Source organism: Saliniradius amylolyticus (assembly GCF_003143555.1).
Taxonomy (GTDB): Bacteria; Pseudomonadota; Gammaproteobacteria; order Enterobacterales; family Alteromonadaceae; genus Saliniradius; species Saliniradius amylolyticus.
In genome coordinates this window covers 2779777-2792756 of the sequence record NZ_CP029347.1, presented here as the reverse complement: position 1 = coordinate 2792756, position 12980 = coordinate 2779777, and the positions used below count along the sequence as shown (strand labels likewise).

Annotated in this window: 11 protein-coding genes; 8 read left to right on the top strand and 3 right to left on the bottom strand. The window is 53.2% G+C overall.

Annotated features, from left to right (window positions below):
* Nucleotides 1-5: 5 nt before the first annotated feature.
* Nucleotides 6-941: a LysR substrate-binding domain-containing protein gene (locus HMF8227_RS13085; RefSeq protein WP_109340602.1), complete on the top strand. Its 936-nt coding sequence runs from the start codon at nucleotides 6-8 to the stop codon at nucleotides 939-941.
* Here HMF8227_RS13085 and HMF8227_RS13080 read toward each other — a convergent pair.
* Nucleotides 859-2007: a PepSY-associated TM helix domain-containing protein gene (locus HMF8227_RS13080; RefSeq protein ID WP_109340601.1), complete on the bottom strand. Its 1149-nt coding sequence runs from the start codon at nucleotides 2005-2007 to the stop codon at nucleotides 859-861. The genes HMF8227_RS13085 and HMF8227_RS13080 overlap by 83 nt on opposite strands.
* Nucleotides 2008-2079: 72 nt before the next feature.
* On the bottom strand, nucleotides 2080-4233 hold the full coding sequence (locus tag HMF8227_RS13075) for a TonB-dependent siderophore receptor (RefSeq protein ID WP_109340600.1): 2154 nt from the start codon (nucleotides 4231-4233) through the stop codon (nucleotides 2080-2082).
* A 280-nt stretch (nucleotides 4234-4513) separates the two neighbouring features.
* Between HMF8227_RS13075 and HMF8227_RS13070 the strand changes: the two genes are divergently transcribed.
* From HMF8227_RS13070 to HMF8227_RS13050, 5 genes are all read left to right on the top strand, one after another.
* Nucleotides 4514-5488 (top strand): DUF4382 domain-containing protein, encoded by a 975-nt coding sequence (locus HMF8227_RS13070; protein ID WP_109340599.1) that lies wholly within the window; start codon nucleotides 4514-4516, stop codon nucleotides 5486-5488.
* Between the two features lie 474 nt (nucleotides 5489-5962).
* Nucleotides 5963-6301, top strand: coding sequence for a Fis family transcriptional regulator (locus tag HMF8227_RS13065; RefSeq protein WP_109340598.1), 339 nt, complete (start codon nucleotides 5963-5965; stop codon nucleotides 6299-6301).
* A 73-nt stretch (nucleotides 6302-6374) separates the two neighbouring features.
* The gene (locus tag HMF8227_RS13060; protein WP_109340597.1) at nucleotides 6375-6920 is read left to right on the top strand and encodes a lipocalin family protein; all 546 of its coding nucleotides are present in this window, start codon (nucleotides 6375-6377) and stop codon (nucleotides 6918-6920) included.
* Between the two features lie 40 nt (nucleotides 6921-6960).
* Nucleotides 6961-7992: a dihydroorotase gene (gene pyrC, locus HMF8227_RS13055; protein ID WP_109340596.1), complete on the top strand. Its 1032-nt coding sequence runs from the start codon at nucleotides 6961-6963 to the stop codon at nucleotides 7990-7992.
* Between the two features lie 2 nt (nucleotides 7993-7994).
* Nucleotides 7995-8846, top strand: a complete 852-nt coding sequence (locus tag HMF8227_RS13050; RefSeq protein WP_109340595.1) for a substrate-binding periplasmic protein — start codon at nucleotides 7995-7997, stop codon at nucleotides 8844-8846.
* Here HMF8227_RS13050 and HMF8227_RS13045 read toward each other — a convergent pair.
* The gene (locus HMF8227_RS13045; RefSeq protein ID WP_239421311.1) at nucleotides 8776-9645 is read right to left on the bottom strand and encodes an ion transporter; all 870 of its coding nucleotides are present in this window, start codon (nucleotides 9643-9645) and stop codon (nucleotides 8776-8778) included. The genes HMF8227_RS13050 and HMF8227_RS13045 overlap by 71 nt on opposite strands.
* A gap of 101 nt (nucleotides 9646-9746) precedes the next feature.
* Between HMF8227_RS13045 and dbpA the strand changes: the two genes are divergently transcribed.
* Together dbpA and HMF8227_RS13035 are read left to right on the top strand one after the other, a co-directional pair.
* Nucleotides 9747-11126 (top strand): ATP-dependent RNA helicase DbpA, encoded by a 1380-nt coding sequence (gene dbpA, locus HMF8227_RS13040; protein WP_109340594.1) that lies wholly within the window; start codon nucleotides 9747-9749, stop codon nucleotides 11124-11126.
* A gap of 8 nt (nucleotides 11127-11134) precedes the next feature.
* Entirely contained in the window at nucleotides 11135-12964 is a 1830-nt protein-coding gene (locus HMF8227_RS13035; protein ID WP_109340593.1) for an ABC transporter ATP-binding protein, read from the top strand.
* The last annotated feature ends 16 nt before the right edge of the window (nucleotides 12965-12980 follow it).

Here is a 12980-nt window from a genome sequence, read left to right as displayed (position 1 = left end):
TCACCATGCTGGAAGTTAAGCACCTCAAAACCCTGTTGGCACTGGAACAGTGCGGCACCTTGAATGCTGCCGCCGAGCGACTATTTTTGAGCCAATCGGCGTTGTCGCACCAGATGCGTGAGTTGGAAGGACGGCTGGGTACCCGCCTGTTTGAGCGCAAGACTTCGCCGGTACGCTTTACGCCTCAGGGACAGCAATTACTGGCTCTGGCCCATGAAGTGATTCCGCGTATTCGCGAAGTGGAGCAACGTCTGTTAAATCATGATGACCACGTCAACCACCTACGCATCGGCATTGAGTGCCATGCCTGCTTCCAGTGGCTGGTACCGGCGATGGAACAGTACAAGACCCGCTTTCCTGGTGTCAGTGTGGATCTGAACGTGGATAACCTGTTCGATGGCGTGACTGAATTACAGCAGCAACGACTGGAGCTGCTATTCACCGATGATGAAGTCAAGCAGCCAGGACTGACCTACAGCCATATTGGCGACTTTTCCCTGGTGTTGGCGTTAAGCCCGAACCATCCTTTGGCCAGCAAGGCGTTTATAGAAGCTAATGATATCGAGGGTGAGTGCTTGCTTACTTATCCGGTCAGTACCGATAAGTTGGATGTATTCAGGTTGTTCTTGCAACCTGCCGGTGTCCGTCCTAAAGAGGTTAAGGCAGTGTCTAATTCCAGCGTGATGTTGCAGATGGTATCTGCAGGGATGGGGGTGGCAGCGGTACCAGACTGGCTGATTCGCGACCTGGATCGCCATCAACTTCTGGTGTCCCGCCCCTTAGGGCCAGCCGGAATAGCCAAATCCCTCAGCGCCGCTTATCTGCCGGGATCCAGCCAACCGGCAGATAGCTTTTTACCTATTGTGAAACAGACTTTTGCCGAAATGCAGACCCAGTGCGGCGCTGACGCCGGCGCCCGTGACGCTTCTGGCGTCGTTTAAACCACAAGTAGGTGCCGGTGCCGCCCAGTAGCAAAGGTGCCAGCCCCATTACACACCAGATGAGCTTACTGGTTATGCCAGCAAAGGTGCCAAAGTGCAGACGGCGGAAACTGTCGATGATTTTGGCGCCAATGCCTTGCTGGCGGATGTCGTAGCTGAGCTGATGGTCACCGGTTGTTCCGTCAAAGTTAATCACACTGGCATAGTTACTCAACAGCGGATTGCCGCTGGGCACACGACCATAGAGGGTGATGGGTAAGTCAGGCTCGAAGGGCATCACGATATAGGTGAGCTCAAAACCCTCAATGTATTGGTCGGCCTGGGTAAAAAGCTGCTGAAAATCGAGCTGATCGTTATACAGCCGCTCGGTGATTTTATGGTGCTCGGCCCCGTCGGCATGCTCCAGTGTCTCATGCACGTACATGCTGATGGTGTAATAGCCGCCAGTAATGCCAAGAATCAGTAAAATGGGCGAGGCGAGGGTGCCCACCATTTTATGCAGATCACTAAACACCACTAACAGACGCTGGTTCCAGCGCAGGGTGAACAGTCGCTTCCAGAATTTGCGATAAATGATGAGTCCCGAGATACCTAAGAAGATCAGGAAAATGGCAAAGGTACTGGTAATAAGCAGCCCCAGGTGCTCGTCCAGACCGTCGATGTCGTTGAGTAGCAGGGTGTAATGCAGATCCAGCAGCCAGTCGGTTAGGTAGTGCCCGCCTGCAGTAGGCTCACTGAGTAACTCGCCGGTGTATGGATTTAAATGAGCCTTGTGCCAGATATCGGTGCCCTGCTTGATCACATAGAGTCGGTCGGCCTCCGTGCTATTGTTGAACACCTCCCAGCTACCGAGCTCATAATCGGTCAGTTGCAGGTTAATACGCTCAATTAAGACGTTGTAGTCCAGTCGTTTCTGGCCGGGAGTGATTTCGGCCACTTCGGGCATAAGCAGGCCGTCGAGTTCCTGCTTAAACACCAACAGGCTGCCGGTCAGGCAGATGAGTAAAAAGGGCAGCAGGGAGATCAGCCCCAGCCAGCCGTGCAGTTTAAAGAGTTGCTTGCGCATAGTGAATTCCGGTCTTTTATCGGGCGCGGTGTCAGGCCGCGCCCGATTCATCCTGATTTAGAGCAGACGTTGTTAAAGCGTCCAGCTCAGTGATACCGAGTAGTGACGCGGCGCGCCATAGTACCCCTGAGCCCAATAAAGACTGTTCAGGTATTTCTCGTCGGTGATATTGTTGGCATTGGCGCTGAGGGTCAGCGATTCATTAATATCGTAACTGGCCATCAGGTTCACCAGGTTATAGGCATCCTGGCGGGTGATAATAGCCTCGTCCGCATTCGGGTATGCCGCCGATACCGTCCCTTGCTCGCGGTAGATATCATCCTGCCACTGAGCGCTGACGCCAAATTTCAAGGCCTCCAGCTGGGGCACTCGATAGCTTAACGCCATATCCAGGGTTTTCTCCGGGGTATAGGCCTCGACCACCTCGTCACCGTCGATATCGAACTGGGTATAACCGATGGAGGCTTGCAGGCCCTGGGTAATCTCGCCGGCCAGCTCGAACTCAAATCCCTGGCTATTAATGCCTTTTGAACCTTTGTACACTTGCTCAGGCACACCAGTGTCCGGGTTGACTACTTCACCATCGCTGACGGCCAGATTCGCTTGTTCGACATCGAAGTAAGCCAGGCTCACTAAGGCACGGCCATTAAATACATTGGCTTTAACACCGACCTCTTTGCTCTTGCCGGTTAATGGCGCTAACAACTCCAAGTTGCGATCACGCTCGGTTTGAGACACAAAGGTTTCGGTGTAGCTTGCGTAGGTAGTGATATCTTCGGTGATACCGTAGGTCAGGCCAAAGTAAGGGATTACTTCGCTGTCGTCGCGGTATTCATCCTCACCATATGAAGTGCCGGAGGTCTCCCATTGGTTCAGGCGCGCACCCGTTAAGAGATACAAACGATCGGCCAGGTTAAAACGTGCCGAGGCGTAGAGGGCTCTTTGGTTATTGTCGATGTCACTGCCTGTCAGACCGTCCGAAAAAGTGGGGTAAGGAGTGTCGCCATCCCAGTTTTCCATGGCCGGCATGACTGGAAAGCCATGGCCTGTGGTGAAGTCGTATAGGGATGTATCGGCGTAATCCAGCCTTGCCCAGTTTGCACCTACGACCAGGTCGTGCTGGCGGCCAAAAGCGTCAAACTGGCCACTGATGTAGATGTCCAGCATATCCTGCTTATCATCCAGGTCGTATTCACTGCCATAGCCTATCAGGCCCAGGCCGGTTTCTGGATTAAGGCCCACAGCCGGATCAGCCAAATAGGTATAAAACAGCTCTGAGTCTTCATCTGTTCTTACCCGGTTATAGGCGGCGCGCAAGACCCAGTCTTCGCCGAGCTGCTGACTGAAATCGACAAAGCTGCGACTTTCATCCACATTCCAGTAAGACCATTTGGCGGCGGTATTCGTAGAAGCGTCGAAGTTGGTGGGGGTGCCGTTACCATAATACAAGGTGAGTGCGCCCCAAAGGTTGCCATCGGCGTCGTTACGGCTCTCGCTGTGACCGACGGTTAGCAGGCTGTCGCCTGATAAAGCAAAATCCATGACCGCATAGGCCAGAGTCTTATCCGTCTTATAGCGATTCAAATAGGACGCTTTGTCCTCTTTCATCAGTACAGCTCTACCACGAATGTTGTCAGCCAAAGGGGCAGACACATCGGCCTGAATGCGGTTTTTATCCCATGAGCCCAGAGTGCCGGTCACATTAGCGTACAGCTTATCGTTGGGCTTCTTTCGCACCAGATTGATGGTGGCCGATGGATTACCCACGCCCGTCATTAGTCCATTGGCGCCGCGGACGATCTCAACCCGCTCATACAGCGCAGTGTCGATAGAGCCATGGGCGTTATCGTTGATCAGCGGCAGGCCCAGACCGTCCAACTGGAAGTTATTGATCTTGAAGCCGCGGGCGGTGAAATAGGTGCGGTCGGTTTCCACCTGCTCCACATTGATGGCGTTGGTGTTTTCGAGTACCTGGTTTAAGTCATTAAGGGCAAAGTCATCCATCTGTTCCCGACTGAAGACGGTAATGGATTGTGGTGTTTCCAGAATGGACAAGTCCATCTTGCTGGCCACAGAGCTGGATTCCGACAAGTATGAATCCTGTTGTGTGCCTTCAACGGTCAAGCGCTCTACGTTGTCCCAGTCGGCTTCGGCGGCCATCACGGTAGCGGGTAAAAGGGTAGTGATGACGGCGGCACCGATCACAGAGAGTCGATAATGATTCATATTGTTCCTTTAACGAATGGGAGTAAATAAAATGCGGATACTACTGATAATGAGAATGATTATCAATGCATATAAAGGGGGTGTGTTAAGATAATAAACGGAACTTTGCTCTATCGCTCTGTCGGTATTCAGCGACAGATTGGATGCAAGTGAGCCAGTATCCGGAATCATAATAGGGCTTGGACGCCCATAACCATCAGGCTTTCAGCGGAAGCTATACTTATTGGCACTGATTTTGTTAGCACGGAGGCTGACAACACATTACGACATAGAGGTAATTATGAAAAAATTAGTTTTGGTCGGTTTGACTGGTCTGCTTGTTGCCTGTGGTGGCGGCTCCGATAGTGTTGATGACTCCAGTGGAGGAACTGAACCGCAGCCTGATACCGCCACCTTTTCGTTGGGAGTCTCCGACGCCCCTGTTGATAATGCCAGCGAGGTTGTTGTGTATTTTGATGGTGTGGAGTTGGTGCCTGGCGAAGATGCCGATGGCGACCCCATTGAGTTTGATGTGACCGATGACAACGGCGATCCAAGGATGATCGATCTGCTGACCCTACAAGGTCAAAGTTTCGAAACTATTGTTTCAGAGGAAGAAATCCCCGCCGGTACTTATGGTCAGTTACGACTCCAGGTCACCAGTGATTCCTATATTGTTATGGATCAGGGAACCTTTCCACTGCAAGTCCCCAGCAATGAGTTAAAGCTGGATGGTTTCGAGGCTCAGGCCGGTGTCACTGCAGCTTTTACTGTGGAGTTTGACTTGCGTAAGTCATTGGTGAAACCAGGCAATAACTTCGATCATATTAAACTCAAGCCACGCGGTGTTCGCTTGGTTGGTAATGACAGTGTTGGCGCACTGGAAGGCACAGTGGCTGAGGCCCTAATTCTGGACGACTCCTGCTCCAACAAAGACGACCCTATGCTGGGCAATGTGGTGTATCTGTATGAAGGGGCTGACCTGGCCCTGTCTGTTTTAGGCGACGATGCCGATGAGCCCGCCGATGCTGAGGAAGTGAGTCCCTTTACAACGGCCGAAGTCAGCTTCGATGAAGAAGGTCAAAGTTATAACTACGAAGTGGGTTTTGTCCCTGCCGGTGATTACACAGTGGCTTTCACCTGTCAGGCTCAGTTGGACGAGCCTGAGAGTGATGAAAATGCCGAAGACGGCTTTGAGTTCCTTACCAGCCAAACGGTGACCATTACAGCAGAGGAAACCGCCGAAGCTAACTTCGAAGCAGAGACAAGCCAATAACTTTTTGTCCCTCTCCCTGAGAGTTTTTGGCCCCGCCTCGCGGGGCTTTTTTATGTCCAGGGATGGACGGTATCCCTCGAATGCAGGAGCAATTCGAGGGATATGTCAGAACATATGTTTTGAACGCCAGGAGCAATTCGAGGGATATGTCGGGGCGTATGTCACAAATACAGGAGCGGCGATGTCCAAGCTGGAATATCGTCTCATGGAGGGGTGACAATGCAAATATCGAGGGATATGTCAGAACATATGTCTGAATGCAGGTACCCACTCTGCCAATATTTCCCTGGTCATGGATGCCTGCTCGTTGGCAGGCATGACGGTCATAATGTCTAATTACACGACTCGCCTACCTTGCGACTGTCGCCTGTTGGCGACAGCCCTGATTCCTTGATGTTGCATGCGAATAACTTGAGTTACAGCTGTAAATACGCGACCTTGGCCTTTTGAATCACAGCGAGAGCACATATTGCTATGCGCAAAACCGATAAGAAGCGCAATAACGCCATACGTAAGGCGTTGACTCAGGCATGTGAAAGCGCCCTCGATAGTGTCGAGGGATTTCAGTGGCTGACCCATAAAGTGAATTACCAGAATTTCCCCGATAGCCTGGTTGTGATCTGTGTATTCAGCACCGATCAGCACTTAGAAGACTCACAGGCGTTGTCGCAGCTGCATACCTTGGTCGTCGGGGTTTTAAAGGACATAGATATCCGGCTGCCTCAGCCAGATAAACAGATTCAGTGGGACAGTGAACAGGCTTGTGAACGTGAACAGGGTGGAAACTGGAGTCGTCGCCTGGCCGGACACTGAATCAGGTAGTGCTTTGTGATCCGTTTTCCCCTAACGGCGGAATCTTGTTGGCGGCAATACAAAGGAGAGGGCTATGAAAAATATTATCGCGTTGGTACTGGCTGTGCTGGTAACTGGTTGCACCTCGGTGCCTGAAGGCGTCAAGCCGGTCACCGGTTTTGAGCTGAGTCGCTATCTGGGCAAATGGTACGAAGTCGCCCGCCTCCCTCATTCTTTTGAAGAAGATCTGCAACAGGTCACGGCCGATTATCGTCTTAAAGACGATGGGGGAGTTAGGGTACTTAACCGAGGCTTTAATGTACAAACAGAGCAATGGGAACAAGCCGAAGGCAAAGCCTACTTTGTTCAGTCGCCGGATGTCGGCCATTTGAAGGTGTCCTTCTTCGGGCCGTTTTATGGGGCGTATGTGATCGTCGAACTGGATAAGGACCATTATCGCTATGCGCTGGTCAGCGGGCCGGATCGCGAATATTTATGGATACTGGCCCGCGAGCCACAGTTAGACGATGGCATCAAGCAGTCTCTGGTTAGTAAGGCCCGTCAACTTGGCTATGCCACCGAGCAACTTATCTGGGTTCAGCATTCTAACGACGCTACTGCGGCTAAGACCAATCCCTGATAAAATAAGAACAGACTGATTTTGTTTGATTGAGGATTTCATGGACCAACTGACCTTGCGTACTCCCGATGACTGGCACCTGCATTTTCGCGATGGTGACATGCTGCCTGAGACCGTGCCGGCCACGGCACGCTGCTTCCAGCGAGCCATTGTGATGCCTAACCTGATCCCACCGGTCACCAGTACGCAGATGGTCAATGAGTACCGGGAGCAGATCCTGACGGCGCGTCCTGAGGGCAGCACCTTCGAACCGTTAATGACGTTGTATCTGACCAACAACACCACCGCTGAGGATATCCGAGAAGCCAAGCAAAACGGCGTTGTGGCTGCAAAGCTTTATCCCGCTGGCGCCACGACCAACTCGGATGCGGCGGTGTCTGCGCTCGATGAGCTGTACCCCGTGTTTGAGGTTATGGCCGACGAGGGTATGTTGCTGTTGATTCATGGTGAGGTCACCAGTGCCGACATCGACATCTTCGATCGGGAAAAAGCCTTTATCGACACTCACCTCAAGCGTATCGTCGATAGTATTGCCAATCTGAAGGTGGTGTTTGAACACATTACCACCAAAGATGCGGTGGAGTTTGTGGCCAGCGCACCGGAGCGCGTGGCGGCCACCATTACCCCGCAGCATCTGTTGTTAAACCGTAATGACCTGCTGGTGGGTGGGATTCGTCCCCACAACTATTGCTTGCCGGTGTTAAAACGCAATACTCATCAGCAAGCACTGCGCGAAATGGTGGCCACGGGGAATAGCAAGTTCTTCTTAGGCACCGACTCGGCTCCTCACGCCAAACATCGTAAAGAATCGGACTGTGGCTGCGCTGGTTGCTACAGTGCCTGGTCGGCGTTGGAGTTGTATGCTCAGGTGTTCGAAGAGCTCAATGCCCTGGATAAGCTGGAGGGCTTTGCCAGCGAACACGGCGCCGATTTCTACGGCCTGCCCCGTAATGAGGGCAGCGTAACTCTGGTGCGCGAGCCCTGGCAGGTGCCTGATGAGATCACCCTGCCCAATGGTGAACCCATTGTGCCTTTCTTTGCCGGTCAGACGGTGAACTGGCAGCTGAAATAATCATGAAGCTCCGGCGGCTGGCGTTATTGTTGCTGGCGCTTACCACGGTGAGCGCCGCAGCCGACGTGAGTATAGTGACCGGCGAAGAGCCGCCCTTTACCTACTATAACGCACAAGGGGAGCTGGATGGTTATCTGGTGCAGCTTACCCGTGCGCTGCAAGAGCGGTTAGGTAACCAGTCTGATATCGAGATTAACCCCTGGGCCCGGGTTTACTATCGGGCCGCACACGATAAAGACATTCTGGCGTTTTCCGTGGTACGCACCGACGAGCGTGAAGACGACTTTTTCTGGATTACACCGCTTAGCCGAAATGTTCACGGCGTCTATCAATTGACCCCGCCCGAGAAAACGTTCTCACGGCTTGAAGAACTTCAGGCTGAGGCTTTAATTGGTGTAGAGCGCAGCGACTTTCGCGAGCAGCTACTGATTGAGGCCGGGCTGGATAACATCGTTTCTTATACCCACTGGGCCCAGGCGGTAGAGGCCCTGGTATTAGGACGAGTCGAGCGCTTGTTCTTCTCACCGGCGGGGATTGCCCACTTTTGCCGAGCCAGGCAGTTAGCCTGCGGTGCCATGCACTCCGTCTACCAACACCAAACCGTCACCAGTTATATGGCCATGCCAAAACACGGTGTCGACGCCAGAGTGGCTCAGCGCTGGCAGCAGGCGGCCAGAGTTTATAAAAACAGTACTCATTACCGTAAGATGGCCCAGCGCTGGGAAACGATCTATCAGAACCAATACGGCATGAAGCTGCACATGGATCTGACCGAGGGGATTATCAATCTCTGGTCCCAGGCTTCGACGCCGCTTGACCGCTATCAGCCTCCAGTAGGCGACGCAGTTCAATAAGCTGCTGTTGCAGCGCGACCATATCTTCTTTGCTGGCGGGTTGGGTTTCCGGGTGTTCGGCCTTTTCTTCATCCTGCATTACCTGCATGGCATCCACGATGATACCGATAAACAGGTTTAATACCGCAAAACTGGTCACGATGATAAAGGGCACAAAGAACAGCCAAGAGTATGGGAACAACTCCATGGTGGGGCGGACAATGCCCATGGACCAGCTCTCCAGTGTCATAATCTGGAACAGGGTATAGGCTGAGGCTCCTATGGTACCGAACCACTCCTGCATGTTTGGGTCCGGGTGTTGGCCGAAAAGTTTAGTCACCAACACCGCAGAGACATAAAACAGTATCCCCAGCACGCTTAAAATCGAACCGATGCCGGGCAGGGAATGCCCCAGTGCGCCGATAACCTTGCGCATTTGCGGTACCACGGAGAATAAACGCAAAACCCGGAAAATCCGGAATGCACGTAACACCGCCAAGGGGCCACTGGCGGGCAGCCAAGAGGCTCCAACGATAATGAAATCAAACCAGTTCCAGCCTGAGGAAAAAAAGCGCTGCCGGTAAGCCACTAATTTCAGTGCAACTTCGATGGTAAATACGCTGAGAAAGGCTTTATCCAGCCAGTAGAGCATCGAGCCCCATGTCGGGTGATAAGCCAGCTCGGTTTCAAGGCCCAGCGTGACCGCGTTGATGATGATCAGAGCCATAATTAAGCGGTTGAACCAGCGGCTTTCCACCAGGCGAATGAGAGGCGTGCGTGAAGCAGGGACTCCGGCTATATCGGCATGTTGAGACGTCACAGAGGTTTTCCACAAGAGAGTTCTGACTGGCGTGTTAGAATATGGGCTTTGCCCGAATTTGCAAGCGCGTCATTAGGGCGTGTTCTTTAGGAAATACTCTTATGTCGCAGTTATTTTCTCAGTTGCCATTAAAACCTGAGCTCAAAAGCAGTCTGGAGAGGCTGGAATATCAACGAATGACCCCTATTCAGCAGCAAAGCTTACCGGCGATGCTGGAGGGGCACGATATGTTGGCTCAGGCACAAACGGGCAGCGGTAAGACCGCCGCCTTTGGCCTCGCCCTGCTTAACGCTATTCATATAGAGCCGCGCGAGGTGCAGGCTCTGGTGCTCTGTCCCACCCGTGAGCTTGCCGAGCAAGTGTCCGAAGAGCTGCGGCGTCTGGGACGCTCTCTGGCTAATTTAAGAGTATTAGCGGTGTACGGTGGTGAGGCCATCGGCCCTCAGATCAAATCGCTGCAAAGCGGGGCGCACATCGTTGTGGGCACTCCCGGGCGGGTTCAGGATCTGCTCAGTAAGCGCAAGCTGGACCTGTCCTTATGCCACCAGTTTGTGCTGGATGAGGCCGACCGGATGCTGGATATGGGCTTTCGGGATGAGATTATTGCCGTCAGTGAGCACTTACCTGTCCAGCATCAGACATTGCTGTTCTCAGCCACTTATCCGCAGGATATTGAGAAGATATCGGCCCGGTTGCAGCACCAGCCCAAGCGGGTGCGCCTGGAACCTGTACATCAGGAACACAAGATTCAGCAGTGGTGCTACAAAATTGAGCCTGAGTTTCGCTGGCAGGCGGTGATCAACCTGTTAACTCATTTCACCCCAGACTCGGCCATGGTGTTTTGCAATACCAAGAAGGATTGTGCCGAACTGGCTGACGAGTTGGCTCAGCAAGGCTTCTCGGTGGCAGAGCTTCAGGGAGATATGGAGCAGCATCAACGTCAGGCCGCACTGGTGCGGTTTTCCAATGGCAGTGCAACGGTGCTGGTGGCTACGGATGTTGCAGCCAGAGGCCTTGATATCAGTGGAGTTGGTCTTGTCGTGAACGCGCAGATGAGCGCCAATGCCGATACCCATATTCACCGTATTGGCCGTACCGGGCGGGCCGAAGCAACGGGAATGGCCATCAGCTTATTTGACGAATCCGAGCGGCGCCTGCTGGAGGTGATTGAGGATCATTTGGATCAAACGCTTCCCGAGAAGCGTATTACGCAGGTGCGCTTCAATCGCCGTAATATCCTGCCTGCGCCCTATGTGACCTTGCAGCTTAACGCCGGTAAGAAAAGCAAGATCCGGCCCGGCGACATCGTCGGCACCCTGACTCAGCAGGCGGACATTCCCGCCGAAGATCTGGGTGATATCAAAGTCGCCGCCAACCATGCATATGTGGCGGTGAAGCAACGCAGTGTGAAACGCGCTCTGGCCCAGTTTCGTGAAGGTAAGGTCAAAGGCAAGCGCGTTAAAGCGACCAAACTCAAATAGGAGCCTGCATGTTTTCGTGGTTTGAACGCCGCATCGATCCCTTCCCGGAATCGGCGCCTGAGGCGCCGCCAAAAAACCTCTTGGCCTTTTGTTGGCATTATGCCAAAGGCTCCCGTCGCGCCTTGTTCGGTTTATCGATACTAAGTGCCATTGTGGCGGTGCTGGAAGTCAGTTTGGTGAGCTACCTGGGCCAGTTAGTGGACTGGTTCGCTACCCGGGATCCCCAGACCTTTATTCAGGAGGAAAAAAACAGCCTGATCTGGATGGGCGCAGTGGTGCTGGTATTCCTGCCATTGGCCATTATGTTGCACTCGTTGATTAATCATCAGACGGTGATGGCTAATTTCCCCATGCGTATTCGCTGGCAGGCGCATAGATACTTGCTGGGGCAGAGTCTGGCATTCTTCCATGAAGAATACGCTGGTCGTATTGCCACCAAGGTGATGCAAACGGCGTTGTCGGTGCGGGAAACCGTGCGCAAGATGTTGGACCTGATGGTCTATATGGCGGTGTACTTTATCAGCATCATGGTCACTATCGTCGCCATCGATTGGCGCCTGAGCCTGCCACTGGTGATTTGGCTGGTGGTCTATGGTTTGATCTTAAGAGTACTTTTACCACGTCTTAAGAAAGTGTCCCAGACACAGGCCGACGCACGTTCCATGATGACCGGACGGGTGGTGGACAGCTATACCAATATCTCCACCGTCAAGTTGTTCGCGCATACCCGAACCGAGCAAAGCTATGCGCAGCAAGGCATGGACGAGTTTCTGCACACTGTCTACCCACAGATGCGTCTGGTGACGGTGCTGAACGTGTGCGTCTGGTTGAGCAATGCGCTGTTGATCTTCAGTACCAGTGCGTTGGCGGTCTCGCTGTGGCTTGAAGGTATCGCCAGCCCCGGCAATATTGCTGTGGCAGTGAGCCTGGTGCTGCGCATCAACGGCATGTCTCAGTGGGTGATGTGGGAGGTCTCGGCTCTGTTTGAAAATATCGGCACAGTGCAAGATGGTATGAACACTCTGGCCAAGCCGGTTTCGGTAACCGACAAGCCAGGCGCCCGCGAACTGGACGTCTCTCAAGGTGAAATCCGTTTTCAGGATGTGTGTTTTAATTACGATGCCCGCAATCCGGTGTTTGAAAACCTTAACCTCACCATCAGGCCCGGTGAGCGCATCGGTATTGTGGGGCGCTCCGGGGCCGGTAAGTCCACGTTGGTGAATCTGCTGCTGCGTTTTTATGACCTGGATTCGGGCCGTATTCTTATCGACGGACAGGATATCAGTCAGGTGTCACAGGAGAGTCTGCGAGCCAATATCAGTATGGTGACCCAGGATACCTCTTTATTGCACCGTTCGGTGAAAGAGAACATTCGTTACGGGCGACTGGATAGCACCGACGAGGAAGTGATTCAGGCCTCCAGTCGGGCCGAAGCCCATGGTTTCATTCAGCATCTGTCCGATCTCTATGGTCGGACCGGTTACGACTCCCATGTAGGCGAGCGCGGGGTTAAACTGTCCGGTGGTCAGCGCCAGCGCATCGCTATCGCCCGAGTGATGCTAAAAGATGCGCCTATACTGGTATTGGATGAAGCAACCTCGGCATTGGACTCAGAGGTGGAAGCGGCGATCCAGGATGGGCTGAAGAAGGTGATGGATGATAAAACGGTGCTGGCCATCGCGCATCGCCTGTCGACGATTGCCAAGATGGATCGTCTGGTGGTTCTGGATCAAGGGCGGATTGTGGAGTCCGGCACCCATCAGGAGTTATTGGCCCGTAAGGGCATCTATGCGCGGCTCTGGGCGCATCAGACCGGAGGTTTCCTGGGGCTCGAGTAAGAGCAATGTGGATAAA